19 protein-coding genes are annotated in these 19070 nt (G+C 58.0%); 11 read left to right on the top strand and 8 right to left on the bottom strand.

Annotated features, from left to right (window positions below):
- Position 1 precedes the first annotated feature (1 nt).
- From G544_RS0105095 to yhjD, 3 genes are all read right to left on the bottom strand, one after another.
- Complete coding sequence (locus tag G544_RS0105095; RefSeq protein WP_027273593.1) at positions 2 to 724, bottom strand: hypothetical protein; 723 nt, start codon at positions 722 to 724, stop codon at positions 2 to 4.
- A 122-nt stretch (positions 725 to 846) separates the two neighbouring features.
- The gene (kdgK, locus tag G544_RS0105090) at positions 847 to 1782 is read right to left on the bottom strand and encodes a 2-dehydro-3-deoxygluconokinase (protein ID WP_027273592.1); all 936 of its coding nucleotides are present in this window, start codon (positions 1780 to 1782) and stop codon (positions 847 to 849) included.
- A 103-nt stretch (positions 1783 to 1885) separates the two neighbouring features.
- A complete protein-coding gene (yhjD, locus tag G544_RS0105085; protein ID WP_051155579.1) occupies positions 1886 to 2791 on the bottom strand; it encodes an inner membrane protein YhjD in 906 nt (301 codons plus the stop codon).
- 174 nt (positions 2792 to 2965) lie between these two features.
- On the opposite strand from yhjD, the gene G544_RS19965 reads away from it, so the two are divergent.
- Positions 2966 to 3733, top strand: a complete 768-nt coding sequence (locus G544_RS19965; protein ID WP_051155578.1) for a cysteine peptidase family C39 domain-containing protein — start codon at positions 2966 to 2968, stop codon at positions 3731 to 3733.
- A 320-nt stretch (positions 3734 to 4053) separates the two neighbouring features.
- On the opposite strand, the gene gorA is transcribed toward G544_RS19965, so the two are convergent.
- From gorA to G544_RS0105065, 3 genes are all read right to left on the bottom strand, one after another.
- The gene (gene gorA, locus G544_RS0105075) at positions 4054 to 5406 is read right to left on the bottom strand and encodes a glutathione-disulfide reductase (RefSeq protein ID WP_027273590.1); all 1353 of its coding nucleotides are present in this window, start codon (positions 5404 to 5406) and stop codon (positions 4054 to 4056) included.
- Between the two features lie 89 nt (positions 5407 to 5495).
- On the bottom strand, positions 5496 to 6257 hold the full coding sequence (locus tag G544_RS0105070; RefSeq protein ID WP_027273589.1) for a hypothetical protein: 762 nt from the start codon (positions 6255 to 6257) through the stop codon (positions 5496 to 5498).
- Positions 6258 to 6281: 24 nt separating this feature from the next.
- Positions 6282 to 7124, bottom strand: a complete 843-nt coding sequence (locus G544_RS0105065) for a 23S rRNA (adenine(2030)-N(6))-methyltransferase RlmJ (RefSeq protein ID WP_027273588.1) — start codon at positions 7122 to 7124, stop codon at positions 6282 to 6284.
- Between the two features lie 191 nt (positions 7125 to 7315).
- On the opposite strand from G544_RS0105065, the gene G544_RS21255 reads away from it, so the two are divergent.
- Positions 7316 to 7651, top strand: coding sequence for a hypothetical protein (locus G544_RS21255; protein ID WP_071783301.1), 336 nt, complete (start codon positions 7316 to 7318; stop codon positions 7649 to 7651).
- Here the strand turns inward: G544_RS21255 and G544_RS0105055 are convergent, their stop codons facing one another.
- Positions 7652 to 8569, bottom strand: coding sequence for a LysR family transcriptional regulator (locus G544_RS0105055; protein ID WP_027273587.1), 918 nt, complete (start codon positions 8567 to 8569; stop codon positions 7652 to 7654).
- A 132-nt stretch (positions 8570 to 8701) separates the two neighbouring features.
- On the opposite strand from G544_RS0105055, the gene G544_RS0105050 reads away from it, so the two are divergent.
- The 9 genes from G544_RS0105050 (at position 8702) to rsmJ (ending at position 17408) form a co-directional block, all read left to right on the top strand.
- Positions 8702 to 10051, top strand: a complete 1350-nt coding sequence (locus G544_RS0105050; RefSeq protein ID WP_027273586.1) for an MFS transporter — start codon at positions 8702 to 8704, stop codon at positions 10049 to 10051.
- A 64-nt stretch (positions 10052 to 10115) separates the two neighbouring features.
- The gene (gene gtdA, locus G544_RS0105045) at positions 10116 to 11159 is read left to right on the top strand and encodes a gentisate 1,2-dioxygenase (RefSeq protein ID WP_027273585.1); all 1044 of its coding nucleotides are present in this window, start codon (positions 10116 to 10118) and stop codon (positions 11157 to 11159) included.
- A 48-nt stretch (positions 11160 to 11207) separates the two neighbouring features.
- A complete protein-coding gene (locus G544_RS0105040; protein ID WP_027273584.1) occupies positions 11208 to 11909 on the top strand; it encodes a fumarylacetoacetate hydrolase family protein in 702 nt (233 codons plus the stop codon).
- Between the two features lie 33 nt (positions 11910 to 11942).
- Positions 11943 to 12587 carry a maleylacetoacetate isomerase gene (maiA, locus tag G544_RS0105035; RefSeq protein WP_027273583.1) on the top strand — a complete coding sequence of 215 codons (645 nt, stop codon included), beginning with the start codon at positions 11943 to 11945 and terminating at the stop codon, positions 12585 to 12587.
- A gap of 72 nt (positions 12588 to 12659) precedes the next feature.
- Entirely contained in the window at positions 12660 to 13853 is a 1194-nt protein-coding gene (locus tag G544_RS0105030; protein WP_027273582.1) for a 3-hydroxybenzoate 6-monooxygenase, read from the top strand.
- A gap of 161 nt (positions 13854 to 14014) precedes the next feature.
- Complete coding sequence (locus G544_RS0105025) at positions 14015 to 14248, top strand: hypothetical protein (RefSeq protein WP_027273581.1); 234 nt, start codon at positions 14015 to 14017, stop codon at positions 14246 to 14248.
- 86 nt (positions 14249 to 14334) lie between these two features.
- Complete coding sequence (locus G544_RS21575) at positions 14335 to 14496, top strand: type II toxin-antitoxin system CcdA family antitoxin (protein ID WP_071783280.1); 162 nt, start codon at positions 14335 to 14337, stop codon at positions 14494 to 14496.
- Between the two features lie 120 nt (positions 14497 to 14616).
- Positions 14617 to 16659 carry an oligopeptidase A gene (prlC, locus tag G544_RS0105015; RefSeq protein WP_027273580.1) on the top strand — a complete coding sequence of 681 codons (2043 nt, stop codon included), beginning with the start codon at positions 14617 to 14619 and terminating at the stop codon, positions 16657 to 16659.
- A 2-nt stretch (positions 16660 to 16661) separates the two neighbouring features.
- On the top strand, positions 16662 to 17408 hold the full coding sequence (gene rsmJ / locus G544_RS0105010; protein WP_027273579.1) for a 16S rRNA (guanine(1516)-N(2))-methyltransferase RsmJ: 747 nt from the start codon (positions 16662 to 16664) through the stop codon (positions 17406 to 17408).
- Positions 17409 to 17478: 70 nt separating this feature from the next.
- Here the strand turns inward: rsmJ and gdhA are convergent, their stop codons facing one another.
- Positions 17479 to 18822, bottom strand: a complete 1344-nt coding sequence (gdhA, locus tag G544_RS0105005; RefSeq protein ID WP_027273578.1) for an NADP-specific glutamate dehydrogenase — start codon at positions 18820 to 18822, stop codon at positions 17479 to 17481.
- Positions 18823 to 19070 lie beyond the last annotated feature (248 nt).

Here is a 19070-nt window from a genome sequence, read left to right as displayed (position 1 = left end):
GCTAAGCGGGGAACAGGTCGATATGGTTAGCCGCCAGCTGATATAGCCGCTCGTCAATGAGCGGTTCTTGCTCGTCATAACGTGCGCAGCCAGCGGCGAATTCGACGTCCCGTTGGATAATCCCGTTTGTCTCGATGTAATCTTTACCCGCATGTTGTTCTTGCAGCAAAAGCTGGCGGTGATGGGCTTGTTCTAGCGCCTGCGCCAGCTCGCCAAGCCCGATAAACCGAAGCTGCTCGGCGACGCGCTCCAGATGGAAGTAAAGCGCGGAGTCCAGCCCCTCCCAACCCGCATAGTTCTGCCATTCGTGGATCGTCATAAAGCAGCGCAGCTCCGGCGCGAGGTCGTCCAGGTTTTCCAGCGATAGCCAGTAGTTGCGCGTCAGCTTCTTTTCCTGTTCGATGGCGTTCGCGATGAGATCGACCGCGTTGCCCTTATCTTTTGCATTTTTTCGCAGAATGCGTTCCGTCAGCGTGAACCGGGCGTGGTCAATGGCCTGTAGCGCGCGGGCCATATCGTAGCCGGATGCGCGTAAATAGCCGCGGGCTTCCTCTAAAGACAGCGCTGATTTTTCAGCCAGCTGCTGAGCCAGTTCTTGCTGAAAAAGAGCAACGGCTTCTTCTATGCGGCCGTCGCACTTTTCAATCAGCGCCTGTGCATAGCGAATGCCGACGGGGACGCGCGCTCTGAGCGCGTTGATTTCCTCAAGCCGCTTCTTTTCCATAAAGGCCTCCGGTTGGACACAGTCTGGTTGAAATCATACTGAAAAGCGCAGCCCGGAGGGAGGCCGAATAAAGAAAAAGCGGCTTCAAATTTGAAAGCCGCTTTTACTCGTTAGGGGAAGCGTTAGATCTTTGGCATCGCTTCCTGCGGGATAATGGCTCCGCGGTACTGAATCACCGTGCTGGCCGTCAGGTGGCCACGCTTGGCCGCATCCACCGCGCTGCCGCCCAGCAGGCGGACGGACAGGTAGCCCGCGCTGAAGGAGTCGCCGGCGGCGGTGGTGTCTACTACCTTTTCCTTCGGCAGCTTCACGGCCGGGACTTCCTCAACGCTACCGTCGCCAAGCGCGATAATGCAGGCGTCGGAGCCTCGCTTGATAACGATCTCGCCTACGCCCAGCGCGCGAGTGCGCTCAATGACGTTCTGATAGGGAGCGGCTCCCCACAGCAGGTCTTCGTCGTCCAGCGTCAGGAAGGCGATATCGGTGCAGGCCAGCACGTCGCGATAGGCGCTCTGAGCCTCTTCTTTGTTCTTCCACAGGCGAGGGCGATAGTTGTTATCGAAAATAACCTTGCCGCCGTTTTTGCGGCATTCGGCCAACAGCGCAACCAGCTTTTGGCGGCTTTGGGCGTCAAGAATAGCGATGCTGATGCCGCTCAGGTAGAGATAGTCGAAGCGGGCGAGTCGACGGCAGATTTCGTCAGACTCTAAAGAGGCCAGCCAATAGCGCGCGGCGGCTTCGTTGCGCCAGTAGTAGAACGTTCTCTCGCCGGCGTCGTCCGTTTCGATGTAATAAAGCCCCGGCAGCCTGTCGGCCATGCGCTGTACCAGACTGGTATGCACGCCCTCTTTCTGCCAGGTCGCGATCATTTGATTGCTGAAGGCGTCTGTGCCTAGCGCGGTCACGTAGTGCACGGACAGCGCGTCCGCAGGGACTTGGCGAGCAACGTAGACCGACGTGTTGAGCGTATCTCCGCCAAACCCGCGGCTCACGTCCTGCCCTTTTTCAGAGAGTTCAATCATGCATTCGCCGATAACGGCGATTCGTTTGGTCGTCATGGTGAGGCTTCCCAGTTTAACGGTTTAGTCTGGGAGTAGTTTTATGACTAACGGTGGCTTAGTCAAGAAAAATAAAACGGCGTTTCAAAAAATGAACGGCGACCTATGGCGCCTTGCGCTGGTTCTCTTGCGCCGTCGCTATCCACGCTGCGCAAAACAGCGTCAGACGGGCGAAGAAATAGAAGAAGGCCATCAGGCCGATGATCGAGCCGAACGCCGCGCCGGACGGAGACTTGGCCAGCTGGGGCAGCGTGATAGTCATGATGAATTTGATGACCTCAAAGCCGATGGCGGCGAGCAGCGTGCCTTTTAACACCGCCTTTGTGTTGGGCCTCGGCTTGGGCAGGATCCAGAAAATCCACAGGAACATGAAGTAGTTAGCCATGATGGAAATGATCAGGGCGATTGACGTCAGGGTGGGGCGCAGCCAGGTGATGGCGTCCAGCCCTAGGGCGCTGACGATGGTCTGCTGGGCTGAGCCGGCGATAGAGGTGAGCGCGATAGTGACGATAAGCGCCACCAAAAGCCCCGTCAGACAGGCAAAGTCTTTCAGGTAGCGAAAGTGGATTTGCTCTTTTTCTTCCGGATTGCGTTCCCAGACGTCGCGAGTCTGCGCGCGAATGGCCTCACGCAGGTTTCCCATCCAGCTCACGCCGGAGTAGAGGGCTATCAGCAGGCCCGTCAGCCCTACGGTTGTGCGCTGGCGGATTGCCGTATTGACGGTGTTCTCCAGCGTGGCCGCCAGGTTAGGGTCGGACACGCTGGTGACGATTTTATTGATAAGATTAGACAAAAGCTCCGGGTTCGACGCGAGGACAAAGCCCGCAGCGGCGAAGGACACCATCAAAATAGGGATCAGCGACAGAAAAGAAAAATAGGTAATCGCCGCGCCGAACTGGCTGCCCAGGCGGTCGTTAAAGCGGTCAATGGCCCGCAGAAAGTGAGCGACGGTGGGGACAGATTTGATTCTTTCCACCAGGCTTGTTGCCGTTTTAACCGTTTTATTCATTTTGCTTAAACGCTTTTTGAGCTTAGGTGATAATAGACAGGCTATTGACGATATTAGCAAAGTTTGGCCATAACGACAAAAAGCGTGTCGGCGCACGGGGCGGATTTTTCAAACGTAACGGGCAGGGTGCGCTATGATGGCGGTGGACGTTAAGGTTCATGGACGGATATCCGAATGTTTATCAACCCCAATTTTTATCTTGCGCTGCCTATTTCAGCGGCGCTGTTTTTTGTCGGTCGAGCCTTCGGTTTACGCCGACCGGCAGGGATCGCGCTTTTCCTGCTTGCCCTCGTCAGCCTGCTTATCCCTCTGCCTTATCTAAGCGAGCGCGTGGGTGAAGATCCGACGTACGCCAACTTTCGCGCTCTGCCTTTTGCGGAGCTGACCGTTTGCCTGGCCGCGCTTTTTGCCGGCTGGCTGTCCTTTCAGCTGCCGTTGCGCCGCCTGTCGTTGCCCCTGTGCCTAATTGTCTCGGTGGGCTACGTCAGCCTGCCGTTTATCAAGCCTATCGTTCGCCCGGCGGGAGAGATAGCGGAAAAGTGGCGCGACGGCATCGCGCTGCAAAGCACCTCGGCCACCTGCGGCCCGGCGTCGCTGACCACGCTGTTAAGCCGATTGGGGGCGACGGTCTCACAGCGTGAAGTCGCACGGGGAAGCTATAACTCAGGGTCGGGCACGGAGAACTGGTATCTGGCGCGCTACGCGCAAAGCCGCGGTTTTAGCTATCGCTTTTTAAATCAGCCGAAGCTTGACCTGGCGCCCGTCCCGTCGATTATCGGCGTAAAGCTGGGGCAGGCGGGGCATTTCATTACGCTGCTGGAAAAAGAGGGTGAGGTTTTTACCATCGGCGACTCCTTAAACGGCGTTCACCGCCTGAGCAAGGCGCAGTTTGACGAACGCTATCGGTTTACCGGATTTGTGCTGCATATCGTGCGGGAGTAAGCTCTGGGGGCATAAAAAAACGGCGGAGATCGATTCGCTGTTAGAGATTGTTGATAAAGGTCTTAAATAAAACTTACGGAGTTAAACGGCGGGAGAGGCCTCCGTTGGGGTCGACTTGGCGTAAGCCAACGAAGTGCCCGTAGGAGGGCTAGGCCCGCCGCACTTACAAAGCTAATACAAGCGCCCTTCCGGCCGAGCACGATGGTGATATAAGTAGGTCGTATTTTAGGCCGGAATATCCTCTGAAGTTTATTAGGACGGTTTGCCAGTAACCCGAAACGGCGGAGATCGATCCGCCGTTTTTCAAGCACGCTAAGCGATTAACGCATCGTCACAAACTCTTCCGCCGCCGTCGGGTGGATGGCGACCGTGTTGTCGAAGTCTTTCTTGGTCGCGCCCATTTTGACAGCTACCGCAAAGCCCTGCAGGATTTCGTCCATGCCGAAGCCAATGCCGTGGATGCCGACGATCTTCTCTTCCGCACCCGCACAAACCAGCTTCATACGGCACGGCTGGCGGTGAGAGGTGACGGCGGTGTACATGGCGGTGAAGGAGGATTTATACACCTTCACCTGGTCGTCGCCGTACTGCTTGCGCGCCTCTTCTTCCGTCAGCCCGACGGTGCCGATAGGCGGGTGGCTGAAGACTACGGTCGGGATGTTGCTGTAGTCCAGATGCTCGTCCGGCTTATTGTTAAACAGGCGTTCGGACAGGCGACGGCCCGCAGCCACCGCGACCGGCGTCAGCTCAACGGCGCCGGTGTTGTCGCCTACGGCGTAAATGCCGGGGACGTTGGTGTTCTGGTACTTGTCGACCGTAATATAGCCGCGCTCGTTGACCTCAACGCCGGCCGCGGCCAGGTTGACGTTGTCCGTTGCCGGAACGCGCCCGATGGCCCAAATCAGGCAGTCGGTCTGGTGCTCAACGCCGTTTTCCAGCTTAAGCGTCAGACTGCCGTCGGCGTTTTTAACCACCTCTTTCGGGACTGAGTTGGTGTGCAGCTGCGGACCTTCCGCCGCCATCACTTCCAGCAGCGTATCGACGATCATCGGGTCGAAGGTTCTCAGCGGCGCGTGTTTACGCACGAACAGGTGGGCGTCTGCGCCCAGCCCGTTAAGCACGCCGGCGATCTCCACGGCGATATAGCCTGCGCCTACTACGGCGACGCGCTTGGGCATGGCGTCCAGCGCGAAGAAGCCGTCGGAAGTAATGCCGTATTCCGCACCCGGTACGGACGGAATGGACGGACGCCCGCCGGTGGCGATAAGAATGTGGTCGGCGGTGATTTTCTCGCCGTTCACCTCAACGGTGTGGGCGTCGACAAAGCGCGCAAAGCCCTGAATGACGTCAACGCGGTTGTTGCCAAGCACGCGATCGTAGGACTGATGAATGCGGTCGATGTAGGCGCTGCGGCTCTTGATGAGCGTCTGCCAGTCAAAGCGGTTTACGGTGGTGTCAAATCCGTAGTCCGGGCCATAGAGGTGAATGGCTTCGGCGATCTGCGCCGCGTGCCACATGACCTTTTTCGGTACGCAGCCTACGTTAACACAGGTGCCGCCGAGGTATTTGGCTTCAATCAGCGCGCACTTTTTACCGTAAGAGGCCGCGCGGTTAATCGAGGCGATGCCGCCGCTTCCGCCGCCGATGGCGAGATAGTCATAGTGTTTAGTCATAGTGTTGTCTGCTTCTCTACGCTTAAAGAATAGTCAAAGGTTCTCATAACCCGCCGGAGATTAAAAGGGTGCCAGCGGGGGGTACTCCATCACGTTTCGTCATCAATCTGCTGGCAGGGGTTGCTGTCGGTCTCCAGCCAGCCGTTGACGATGGGAATAGCCAGCTCGTGCGAGAATTTTTCCAGCGTTGCGTCAAGCCAGCGCTCGGCCTGGGGCATCAGCGGATCGTTTTCGCCTGCAGCCGGAATGCTCGGCAGCTCCTCAAGCTCTTGCGAATTGACGACTTTGCCGTCGCGGTATTTCTGATAGAGCCAGCGCCCGCCGTTTTGTAAGGTATAGCGAGTGCCGTCAATCAGTGCGTCGTTGCGATAGCGTATCGGTATCGCTCTGCCCATGATGTTATCCGCCCGCCAGCCGATGGTGTCGCCAGGGCGCGCCGGGTCCGGGTAGTGCCAAAAATAAACGCCGCTGCCGGGCATGGCGCGTAGATAGGTCTGTGCGCCGCTGCTGTCGATATACTCTATCTGTACGTTAAACGGACGGCTTTCGCTAAAGCGGGCGATGCGTATTTCTCCGCTTTTTGCCTTAACGGTAAGAATGCACTGCTTAACGTCGGGCCACAGGGACAGCAAAACGCCGTTGCCACCCGGGATCTCGGGGCGATCTTCCAACATGCCGGTCACGCTATCGAGGGCCGGCGGATAGGTATATCCGCGCACTTCCCGTCCGTCCTTGCCGTAAAACGTCCACGCCGCGATCGGCGCGGGGGGATAAAAGCGCCAAATCAGCCACCAGGCGACGACGATGGCCAGAAGGAGGTAAGCAACGTTGAGCAGCGTGAATTTTTTCATCGCATCCTCCAGGCTATGGCGCGCTTATTCCGGCGTTATCCAGTTCAGGCTCGTGTGGCCAATGCCTTCCGGCACCAGCACCCGGTGCAGCCAGGGCAGGGCGACGGACATCTGTTTTTCAAGCTTCCACGGCGGATTAATGACGATCATGCCGGAGGCCGTCATGCCCCGGCGGTCGCTGTCCGGTTGGACCGCCAGCTCGATTTGCAATATGTTGCGAATACCGGTGTCTTTCAGCGCCTGTATCATCCTTTTGACCTGCTGGCGCAGCACCACCGGATACCATAGGGCGTAAACGCCGGTAGCGAAGCGCTTATAGCCTTCCTGAATGCCGTCGACCACCGCCTGGTAGTCCGTTTTCATCTCATAGGGCGGATCGATAAGAACAAACCCGCGCCGGGAGGAGGGCGGAAGCTGCGCTTTCAGCTGTTGGTAGCCGTTGCCGCGCACCGTCGTCGCGCGAGAGTCTTTGGCGAACTCCTGGCGCAGCAGCGGGAAATCGGTGGGGTGCAGCTCCGTCAGATGCAGTTTGTCCTGTTCGCGCAGCAGGTGGCGCGCAATCAGCGGCGAGCCTGGGTAATACTTCAGATTTCCGCTTTTGTTGTAGGCCCCGATCGCAGACAGGTAAGGCTCAAGCTCGCTCGGCACGTCGTCGCGCTGCCAGACGCGGGCGATACCGGCCAGATACTCACCGGTTTTTTCCGCATGCTCGCTGCCCAGATAGTAGCGCCCTGCGCCCGAGTGGGTGTCGAGATAAAGAAAGGGTTTCTCTTTCTCTTTCAGCGACTCAATGATAAGGCTCTGGACGGTGTGCTTCACGACGTCGGCGTGGTTGCCGGCGTGAAAACTGTGGCGATAGCTGAGCATGGCGTTTTGGGCTTTCCTGTTATTAAATTATTATTTAAACCAGCCTAATACGGCATACGGTCTTTGCGCCTATTGTAGCCGTCAACATGTCATTAACCTACTTAATTTGGCAACGCCGACATTTTTTACTGGGAGCGCCGCCGTTGCCGAGTAAACTGGCTCAGCGAATCGAAAACGACGGGAAGCTTAAAATGACGAAGACCTATAGTATCTTAGGCCTGAATTATGAATTACCCAACGTCGCCTATTTTTACGATAGCCTCTCGCTATTAGACTTCGATAAAGAGCCAGGTGACGATGTGTGGGGCCTGGACGAAGATTTACTGCAGGTCCTATTTTCCGATGCGGAGGAAACTACGGTTGACGTCGGCTGGTATCCCTCATTTGACGAAGCGGGCGAATTTGTCGTCATGGTGATAAAAAACCGCGACTGGGATTCGCCGCTGCTCAGAGTCAGCGCCGGGTGGGATAGGGCGGAGTTAAGCGACAAGATAGCGGAAGCGTTGGATATCTGGCGGCCCCGATAATTACCCCTCATCCTTCACCTTCAACAAGTGCGCCAAAAAGTGTCGCAGCGCGTCCGACGGCAGGTCGTTTTGCCGCCAGAATACGCCGACGCTTCCCTTCTGCTCAATGCGCGGCAGCGGCAGGATAGCCAGCTGTTCCTGACTGGCGTAACGCTCGGCGAGCCGCAGCGACAGGATAGAAACCATATCGCTGCTCTGTACCAGATTGAGCGTGACGCTCATAGAGGACGACTCCAGATAGCTTGCCGGCAGAGTGATGCCCTGATCGACCAATGCGTTGTCGATGCTGACGCGGATTGGCGTGCCGGTGGGCCAGACTATCCAGCGGTATTCCAGCAGATCCTGCCAGTTTATCCGCGCCTTTTGCGCCAAGGGGTGGTTACACGCCCCGACAAAGCACACCGGCTCGGTGTACAGCACGCGGTAATGAAGCGGAAGCTGCAGCGCCTTGCTGCCGACGCGACCCACCACCACGTCGACCTTACCCGCGATGAGGCTTTCCAGCAGCGGCGTCATAACGTTTTCCACGATTTGAATATGAACGCCAGGGTGCTCCTTAACCAGCGATAAAACGCCGGCCGACACGCAGTCGGTCGCTACCGGAGAGCAGCCGATAAGCAGGCTGCCCTGAGCGCCCTGTTTAAACAGTTCGATGTCTTCTCGGGAACGTTCCAGATCGTTGAGCAGCCTGCTTGCGTGTTCCAGAAGCAGCCTGCCGCCGGGGGAAGGGCGCATGCCTTTGCTGTGGCGTTCAAACAGCGTCAGCCCCATTTCTTCTTCCAGCGCGGTCAGCCATTTCGACAGGGCCGGCTGGGTGATATTCATAAGCTCCGCCGCCTTGGTCAGGTTGCCCTGCTCCCCAATGCACACCAGCACCCGCAGGTGCTGCACTCTCAGTCTCTGCGTCCAGTCGCTCACAGGTATAACTCCAGGTTATGGCTCGGCCCGAAATACCATTATCTTTTCACATTATCGGGAAACATAATATTTACAAATAAACAACATTGGTCACAAAACCGAGAAAAACCCTAGCCACTGTGAGGCATTACCATGACATCTACACGTAGCATAACCGTACAGGAAGAGATCGACGCAGCGCGCGTCTCCGCGTTTCAGTGGCGGGTGATCGTTTGCTGTTTTGTGATTGTCACGCTGGACGGCTTCGACACGGCGGCCATCGGCTTTATCGCTCCCGCCATTCGCCAACACTGGGCGCTGGACGCCGCGCACCTGGCGCCGCTGTTCGGTTCCGGCCTGTTGGGCCTGACGCTGGGCGCGCTGGTCTTTGGACCGCTTTCCGACAGGTTTGGCCGTAAAAGCATCATGCTGTTCAGCGTGGCGTTTTTCGGCCTGATGAGCCTGATTTCGGCTTTTTCAACCGATATGCAGATGCTCATTACTTTACGCTTTTTAACCGGACTGGGCCTCGGCGGCGCGATGCCAAACGCTATTACCCTGACGTCGGAATTTGTCCCTACCCGACACAGGTCGGCGCTGGTCACGTTGATGTTTTGCGGCTTTACGCTTGGGTCGGCGCTGGGCGGCGTGGTCAGCGCTCAGTGGGTGGCAAGCATCGGCTGGGAAGGCATTTTGATCCTCGGTGGCATACTGCCTCTGGCCTTTATGTTCGTACTGTGGTTCGCCCTGCCGGAGTCGCCCCGCTATCGGGTGCTCAAACAGCAGCATCCGGAAAAGATAGCGCCGACGCTTTCGCGCATTACCGGTAAAAACTACGACGGCGCACATTTTCATCTCAACGAAGAGCCTGCCAAGAGGGGCTCCGTGGCGGCGCTGTTCTCCAAAGAGCTGCTGTCGGTCACGCTGCTGCTGTGGTGCGCGTTCTTTATGAGCATGCTGATTATCTATTCGCTGTCGAGTTGGCTGCCGACGCTTTTAAACAACAGCGGCATCGATCTGCGCCGGGCGGCTTGGATAACCACGGCGTTTCAGGTCGGCGGCACCGCGGGGGCAATCCTTATCGGCATGATGATGGACCGCTGGAACCCCTACTGGACGCTGGCGGGCTGTTATGGCTTAGGCGCGGTGTTCATCGTGCTTATCAGCCAGTCGGAGGGCTCTTTACTGGCGCTGGCGCTGACGGTGCTCGGCGCGGGTGTCGGCACCAGCGGCGCACAGGTGGGAATTAACGCGTTAACCGCCGCGCTATATCCAACGCAGTGCCGCGCGACGGGCGTGAGCTGGTCAAACGCGGCGGGCCGCTGCGGCGCAATATTCGGCTCGCTCAGCGGCGGCGCCATGCTGTCGTGGAACGTATCGTTCAGCGTCATGTTTATGGTGATTGCGCTGCCGGCACTGGTCGCCGCGGCAATGCTGATTATCCTTCGCTTCCTGCGCCGACCGATGGAAGCGGAACCTTCAACCGTAACCGTTCTTGAATAAACATCGTTGTCCATAGCTCGTTAAACAATAGCTCGTTAAATAAATGATAATAAAGGAGATGAGTATGTCCCAATCAGAGAACCTTACCGCCGTTGCGCCCGAGCGAGCGCGCTTTTACCAAGAAATTTCGGGCCTGAACCTGTCGCCGCTGTGGGAATCCCTGCACCAGTTGGTGACCACCGGGCCGCAGATTGCCGCCGTGCCCGCACTGTGGCGCTACCGCGACCTGCGACCGTTCCTGATGCGTAGCGGAGAGCTTATCGGCGCGCGCGAAGCGATTCGACGCGTGCTGGTGCTGGAAAACCCGGCGCTGAAAGGTCGGGCGTCTATCAGCAACGCGCTTTATGCGGGCCTTCAACTGATTATGCCGGGGGAAGTCGCTCCCAGCCATCGTCATACCCAATCGGCGCTGCGCTTTATCGTCGAAGGGCAGGGGGCGTTTACCGCCGTCGACGGCGAGCGCACCATGATGCATCCCGGCGACTTTATCCTCACGCCGCAGTGGCGCTGGCACGACCACGGTAATCCCGGCTCGGAGCCGGTCGTGTGGCTAGACGGCCTGGACTTGCCGATCGTCAACTATCTGGGCTGCGCCTTTGCGGAAGACTATCCGCAGGAGCAACAGCCCGTCACGCGGCCGATGGACGACTATCAGCCTCGCTATGCGGCCAACATGCTGCCGGTCCGCTACCAGTCCGGCAACTCTTCGCCGATCTTCAACTATCGCTATGAGCGCAGTCGCGATGCGCTGGAGCAGCTGCGCCGCAACGGCGAGCCGGACGAGTACGAAGGCTTCAAGCTGCGCTACGTCAACCCGGCCAACGGCGGTTCGCCGATGCCGACCATGGCAACCTTTATGCAGCTTTTGCCCGCAGGCATGAAGAGCAAGAAGCAGCGTTCGACCGACAGCACCATCTATCACGTGGTTGAAGGCCAGGGCAAAGTCACCATCGGCGACAAGACCTTCACCTTTGAACCGAAGGACGTGTTCGTCGCGCCGTCGTGGCAGCCGGTGAGCTTTGACGTATCTGAGGACGTCGTGCTGTTTAGCTTCTCTGACAGGCCGGTTCAGCAGGCGCTGGGGCTGTTCCGCGAATTCAGAGAATAGGTTGGCCGACCTTTTTTATTTCCACCCTAACAAAGAAGGAATTTCGTGATGACTCAATATGCTTTTTCTCCCGCTCCTCGGGTCGCCGTGCCGATTGTCGGCAGCGACGAGTACTTTCCGGTGCATCGCGTTTACTGCGTCGGCCGCAACTATGCGGCGCACGCCAGAGAAATGGGCTTCGATCCGGACAGAGAACCGCCGTTCTTTTTCTGTAAGCCCGACGACGCGGTCGTGCCGGTAAAGGCCGGAGAAACGCTGGCGCTGCCCTATCCCGCAAAGACCGAAAACTTCCACTATGAAATCGAGCTGGTGGCGGCGATAGGTAAGGGCGGCAGCAACATTCCGGTCGATAAAGCTCTGGAGCACGTATACGGCTATGCTACCGGTCTGGATATGACCCGTCGCGATTGCCAAATGGAGATGCGCAAGATGGGGCGTCCGTGGGAAATCGGCAAGTCGTTTGACCTGTCGGCGCCCATCGCGCCGCTGCATCGCGCCGCCGAGTGCAAAGGCGTCGAGACGGCGGCTATCTGGCTGCAGGTCAACGGAGAGGACCGCCAGCGCAGCGGCGTGAATTTCCTTATCTGGTCCGTTGCGGAGACCATCAGCTATCTGTCGGACTTCTTCGAACTGCAGCCGGGCGACCTGATCTATACCGGAACGCCGGAAGGCGTCGGGCCGGTCGTCAAGGGCGACACCATTACCTGCGGCGTGGACGGCCTGACGGGGCTCACCGTTTCCATAGTTTAAGTTCCTGTTTTAGCCTGGCATAAGAAGGTCATCATGAAATTGTTCAGCTTTTTTAACAGCTCAGCCTCTTATCGCGTGCGCATCGCACTGGCGCTAAAGGGCATCGATTATCAGATGGAAGGCGTCAACATTCGTGCCGGAGAGCAAAACGGGGCCGACTATCTTCGCCGTAACCCCATTGGCCTGGTGCCGACGCTGGTAGGCGATAACGGCGAGGCGATAGGACAGTCGCTGGCCATTATCGACTATCTGGACCGACTCTACCCCGACGTGCTGCTGCTGCCTGCCTCCGGCGAAGCGCGTACGAAGGCGTTGGAAATTGCGTTTGTCATTGCCTGCGATATTCATCCGGTCAATAACATGCGCGTGCTGCGCTATTTGACGGACGAACTGGGGATAAGCGAGGCGCAGAAAAAGGCATGGTACGCCCACTGGATAGCGGTTGGGCTAACGGCGGTCGAATCGCTGCTGCAAAAGGCCGGCTCAGGCAACTTTTGCATTGGCGACAGCCCGACGTTGGCAGACTGCTGCCTGATCCCCCAGTGGGCCAACGCCCTGCGGATGGGCTGCGATTTGTCGGCCTATCCGCGCTGCCGACGCGTTTATGAGCACTGTACGTCGCTGCCCGCGTTCGCGAGCGCAGCGCCCGAGCGGCAAAGCGACGCGGTTGCGGCGTAAGCAGCAAAATAGCCTCTGTTACCCGCGTTAATGAATAACGCTAACAAATAACAAAAATGAAGGGGAGCCATCGTGAACAAAACAGAAACAGCTATCGTTGTCGGCGGCGGCATTGGCGGCGCGGCCGCCGCGCTGGCGCTGGCCAAAGTAGGCATTAAGGTGCTGCTGCTGGAACAGGCACATGAAATCGGCGAAATCGGCGCCGGCATTCAGCTAGGACCGAACGCGTTCTCCGCGCTTGACAGCCTCGGCGTTGGCGAAGTCGTTCGCCAGCGGGCGGTGTTTACCGACCATATCTCAATGATGGACGCGGTGGACGGCAAAGAGGTGGTCCGGGTGGAAACCGGCCCTGAGTTTCAGGCGCGCTTCGGCGGCCCCTATGCCGTTATCCACCGCGTTGATATCCACGATGCCGTATGGCAGGCGGCGCTGAAAAACCCGCTGGTCAGCTATAAGACCGCGACCAGAGTCGTCGACCTGCATACGTATGAGAACGGCGTTGAAGTTATCGACGAGCAGGGCAACCGCTACCGGGCCGACGTCCTGGTCGGCTGCGACGGCGGCAAATCCATCGTTCGGGCTAAGACGCTGAACGACTCACCGAGGGTGACGGGGCACGTGGTCTACCGCGCGGTGGTGGATAAGGACGACATGCCGGAAGATCTGCGCATCAACGCGCCGGTGCTGTGGGGCGGGCCTCGCTGCCACCTAGTGCACTACCCTCTGCGCGGCGGCGCCCAGTATAATCTGGTGGTGACGTTCCACAGCCGTAAGCCGGAAGAGTGGGGCGTAACCGACGGCAGCAAAGAGGAAGTGCTGTCCTACTTTGAAGGCATCCACCCGCGCCCCAGACAAATGTTGGACAAGCCGACTTCGTGGCGCCGCTGGGCGACCGCCGATCGCGAGCCCGCTGCGTCTTGGGGAACCGGGCGCGTCACGCTGCTCGGCGACGCCGCGCATCCCGTCGCACAATACATGGCGCAGGGCGCGTGCATGGCGCTGGAAGACGCAGTGACGCTGGGCGAAGCCATAAAGGCCTGCGACGGCGACGCGGTGAAGGCGTTTGAACTCTATCAGTCGGTGCGCATTCCGCGTACGGCGCGCATCGTGTGGTCCACCCGCGAGATGGGACGGATCTATCACGCCGACGGCGTCGAGCGTCAGGTGCGAAACCTGCTGTGGAAAGGGAAGGGCCAGCAGGACTTCTACCGGGGGATGGAGTGGCTGTACGGCTGGAAGGAGGAAAACTGCCTGGAGCCGCGTTAACCCACCGTTTTGATTGATTGTTTTTCCGGGCGGCGCGGTTTGCGTCGCCCGGCACAACAGGCGTGTGGTTTTGAGTCGTATAATCGTCCGTTTACTAATAGCGGGAATTTTTAGCTACTGGCATAGCGGCGTTTCTTTCGACGTTATTTATGGATGATTAAATGGATATTAAGTTTTCGGATAGAAAAGAAGGCCATGTAGTAGAAATTGTGTTTAATTTAGATAGAGAATTTACCGATCCTCAAGAAGCGGATCTCTTTCTGACGTTGGAGATGGAAAACCCCGACGCTCAGGAATATTACTTTGAAATGGATATTCATGAGGACGTGACAGAAGAGGACGCTCTTAAATCCGCCAATTTCTTAAGAAAGGCGCTGGCGGCGCATAGGAAATAAGGCGTTTCGCTGGGAGGGAAATATGCTTCCCCGCGTTGTTTTATAGGTAATTAAATGACGAAAGCTTAGTACGAAAAAGGAGTGACATGAACCCGCCGGAAAGTCTCAATGAAACGCTAAGCACCGCCGTTAACCAATATAGGTGTGAACGCTGGCAGGAAGAAAATCGTGAGGGAATAGAGGCGATGAACGTTTTTGTAGAACGTAATGGCTCGTTTACGGACGACGAAAATTTTCAGGTGCTGTAACGGCGTATTTTTACCGTTCTTAAAATATTAACGATTTCAGCTATCGCTGTCGCTCCCCGTTGATTTCTACCATAATGATCCCCATGTTGTTTCCATCTGCAAAATTCAAGGATCGCCGCTATGACTAATCCGCTGTTAACCTCCTGGGCCCTGCCCCCGTTTTCCTCTATTCGCCCTGAAGACGTCGTCCCTGCCGTGAAAAGCTCGCTGGACGACTGCCGGGCGGCGGTTGAGCGCGTTGTTGCGCAGCCGGGGCCGTTCACCTGGGAGAACCTGTGTCAGCCGTTGGCGGAAATGGACGATCGCTTGGGGAAAATCTGGTCTCCGGTAAGCCATCTGAATTCGGTAAAAAACAGCGCCGAACTGCGCGAAGCCTACGAGCAGTGCCTGCCGATGCTGGCGGAGTACGGCACTTGGGTTGGGCAGCACAAAGGGCTGTACGACGCCTATCGCAACCTCAAGCAGGGCGCGGCGTTCTCTCAACTGAGCAAGGCGCAGAAGAAGGCGGTGGACAACGCGCTGCGCGACTTTGAGCTGTCAGGCATCGGCCTTGAGCCCGAGAAGCAAAAGCGCTACGGCGAAATCGTCGCCCGGCTGTCGGAACTGGGTTCGACCTACAGCAACAACGTGCTGGACGCCACCATGGGCTGGAGCAAGCTGATTACTTCCGCCGACGAACTGGCGGGCCTGCCCGAAAGCGCGCTGGACGCGGCCAAAGAGCGAGCGGCGGCCAAGGAGCAGGAAGGCTGGCTGCTGACGCTGGACATGCCGAGCTATCTGCCGGTGATGACCTACGCCGACAACCGTGAACTGCGCTATGAAATGTATCAGGCGTTTACCACCCGCGCCTCCGACCAGGGGCCGAACGCCGGCAAATGGGACAACGGCGGGATCATGGCTGAAATTATGGCGCTGCGCCACGAACTGGCCCAGCTGCTCGGCTTTAACACCTATGCCGATAAGTCGCTGGCGACTAAAATGGCGGAGAACCCGCAGCAGGTGCTCGACTTCCTAAACGACCTGGCCAAGCGCGCCCATAATCAGGGCGAAAAGGAGCTGGCGGATCTGCGCGCCTTCGCCAAAGAGCACTTCGGCAAAACCGAGCTGGAACCGTGGGACGTCAGCTACTACAGCGAAAAGCAAAAGCAGCACCTGTATTCCATCAGCGACGAGCAGCTGCGCCCCTACTTCCCCGAGCAGCGCGTGGTTGAAGGGCTGTTCGAAGTGGTTAAGCGGGTGTTCGGCATTACCGCCAAAGAGCGTACCGGCGTTGACGTCTGGCATCCGGAAGTGCGTTTCTTCGATCTGTTTGACGCCAAGGGCGAGCTTAAGGGCAGCTTCTATCTGGACCTGTACGCCCGCGAGCACAAGCGCGGCGGCGCCTGGATGGACGACTGCATCGGCAGCCTGCGCTACGCTGACGGCCATCTGCAAAAGCCGGTGGCCTATCTGACCTGCAACTTTAACCGCCCGGTCGGCGACAAGCCGGCGCTGTTCACCCACGATGAAGTGACCACGCTGTTCCATGAGTTTGGCCACGGCATTCACCACATGCTGACCCGCATCGACACTGCCGGCGTCTCCGGCATTAACGGCGTGCCGTGGGACGCGGTCGAGCTGCCGAGCCAGTTTATGGAAAACTGGTGCTGGCAGCCCGAGGCGCTGGCCTTTATCTCCGGTCACTATCAGACCGGCGAGCCGCTGCCGCAGGCGATGCTGGATAAGATGCTGGCGGCGAAGAACTACCAGGCGGCGCTGTTTATTCTTCGCCAGCTGGAGTTCGGCCTGTTCGACTTCCGCTTGCACTACGAGTATCAGCCTCAGACCGGCGCGAAGATCATGGAAACGCTGGCCGAGGTGAAAAAGCGGGTGGCGGTGATGCCTTCACCCGCCTGGGGCCGCTTCCCGCACGCCTTTAGCCACATCTTCGCCGGCGGCTACGCGGCGGGGTATTACAGCTATCTGTGGGCGGAAGTGCTGTCGGCGGACGCCTTCTCTCGCTTTGAAGAAGAAGGCATTTTTAACGCAGAAACGGGCAACGCCTTCCTGGACAACATCCTGTCACAGGGAGGATCCGATGAGCCGATGACGCTGTTTAAAAACTTCCGCGGCCGCGCGCCGACGCTGGACGCCATGCTGCGCCACTACGGCATCAAAGGATAACCGTGTCCGTTTTTTTAACTCACGAAGCAGGCGCCGATCCCGGCGCCTTGTCGCTTTTGGCGCAGCGCTGGGGGCTTTCGAGCGATGAAGGTTCGCCGTTAGCGCTGGTGCTGACGTCCGAACGCCTTGAGCTGCGAAAGCGCGACGAACCAAAGCTTGGCGCGATTTACGTCGACTTCGTTACCGGCACGATGGCCCACCGTCGTCGGTTCGGCGGCGGGCGTGGTGAAGCGGTAGCCAAAGCCGTCGGCATTAAGGGCGACTATCTTCCCGACGTGGTCGACGCCACGGCGGGGCTGGGGCGCGATGCGTTCGTACTGGCCTCCGTAGGCTGCCGGGTGCGCATGTTGGAACGTCACCCGGTGGTGGCCGCCCTGCTGGACGACGGGCTCAGGCGAGCCTATAAAAACGAAGAGATTGGCCCTTGGCTTAAAGAGCGGCTCACGCTGCTGCACGCCTCGAGCCTGACCGACCTTGAGCATCTCTCGCCCGCGCCGGACGTGGTGTATCTTGATCCGATGTTTCCCCATCGCCAAAAAAGCGCGCTGGTGAAAAAGGAGATGCGGGTGTTTCAGTCGCTGGTCGGGGAGGATGCCGATGCGGACGGCCTGCTGGAACCCGCCTGTCGACTTGCTAAACGAAGGGTAGTGGTCAAGCGGCCCGACTACGCGCCGCCGCTGGCGGACAAAGCGCCTTCGGCGTCAATCAGGACGAAAAGCCATCGGTTTGATTTATACGTTACGCTGTAGGCTGTGAGTATCGGGAAAGATGTCAGAAAGGAGCGGCGGCCATTGGCCGCCGTTCTCGTTTTTATGGTGATTACAGCACGCCCTGACCCATCATGGCGTCGGCGACCTTCACGAAGCCGGCGATGTTGGCGCCGCTGACGTAGTTGGTCTGTGCCGCGTCGCCGCCGTAGTTGACGCAGGCTTCATGGATGTCGTGCATGATGTGCTGCAGGCGCAGGTCGACCTTCTCGGCTCTCCAACTGATGCGGCCCGCGTTTTGAGACATCTCCAGGCCTGAAGTGGCAACGCCGCCGGCGTTGGCCGCCTTACCCGGCGCAAACAGCACGTTAGCTGCTATCAGGGCGTCGGTCGCATCGATGGTGGTCGGCATGTTGGCGCCTTCGGCAACCGCCTGTACGCCGTTTTGAATCAGAAGCTTGGCGTCCGCCAGCTCCAGTTCGTTTTGCGTGGCGCACGGCAGAGCGACGTCGACCGGTACGGACCACGGACGCTGGCCTTCGAGATAGGTCAGGCCACGCTCGTTGGCGTAGTCTTTGATGCGGCCATAGCGGCTGTTCTTGATGTCCATCAGGTGAGCCAGCTTGTCGGTGGTAAAGCCTTCTTCGTCAACGATGGAACCGCCGGAGTCAGAGGCGGTGATCACCTTGGCGCCCAGCTCCATTGCCTTTTCAATGGTGTACTGCGATACGTTGCCCGAGCCGGACACGGAAACGCGTTTGCCTGCAAGGCCTGAGCCGTGGCGCTTAAGCATTGCTTCGGTAAAGTAAACCAGGCCGTAGCCGGTGGCTTCCGGGCGGATCAGGCTGCCGCCGAAGGAGAGGCCCTTGCCGGTAAAGACGCAGCCGGTATTGTTGGACAATTTTTTCATCATGCCGGCCATATAGCCGACTTCGCGCCCGCCAACGCCGATGTCGCCGGCCGGTACGTCGGTGTCTGGCCCCAGGTGGCGATAAAGCTCCGTCATCAGCGCCTGACAGAAGCGCATGATTTCACCGTTGCTCTTGCCCTTGGGATCGAAGTCGGAACCGCCTTTGCCGCCGCCCATGGGCAGCGTGGTCAGCGCGTTCTTAAAGGTTTGTTCGAATCCCAGAAACTTCAGGATGGAAAGATTGACAGACGGGTGAAAGCGCATGCCGCCCTTGAACGGCCCGATGGCCGAGCTGAACTGAACGCGCCAGGCGCGGTTCACCTGAACGACGCCCCGGTCGTCAAGCCACGAAACGCGAAACTGAATGACGCGCTCCGGCTCAACTAAGCGCTCTAATAGCCCCTGTTCGGTATAGCGTGGGTTTTGCTGCAAAAAGGGCCACAGAGATGAAAACACTTCGCGTACGGCCTGCAGGAACTCTGGCTGATTAGCGTCGCGTTTTTGGAGCATGAGGAGAAAATCGTCCACGGTTTTGTATTGACTCATTGATATCATTCCTATCTTATTTTTTTATTTCATCCACGAAAAAACGCTATTCAGAACGATGAATATTGCGGGCTTCATGAGAATGTGATGTATGTGCGTTTCGACTATAACACTAACCAACCGTGAGATAGCAAGGTTTTTTAGCAGGATTTTTTTATTATTTAAAGCGCTAAAGGGGATTATTAGAACCTATTATCTCGGCCTTTCGGCAATTAAGGAAACTGATTTCTTTTCTTTTTGTGGACTCT

Source organism: Leminorella grimontii ATCC 33999 = DSM 5078 (genome assembly GCF_000439085.1).
In the GTDB taxonomy this organism is placed as follows: Bacteria; Pseudomonadota; Gammaproteobacteria; order Enterobacterales; family Enterobacteriaceae; genus Leminorella; species Leminorella grimontii.
The sequence above is the reverse complement of the archived record's forward strand: the minus strand, read 5'-3'. Positions and strand labels throughout refer to the sequence as shown.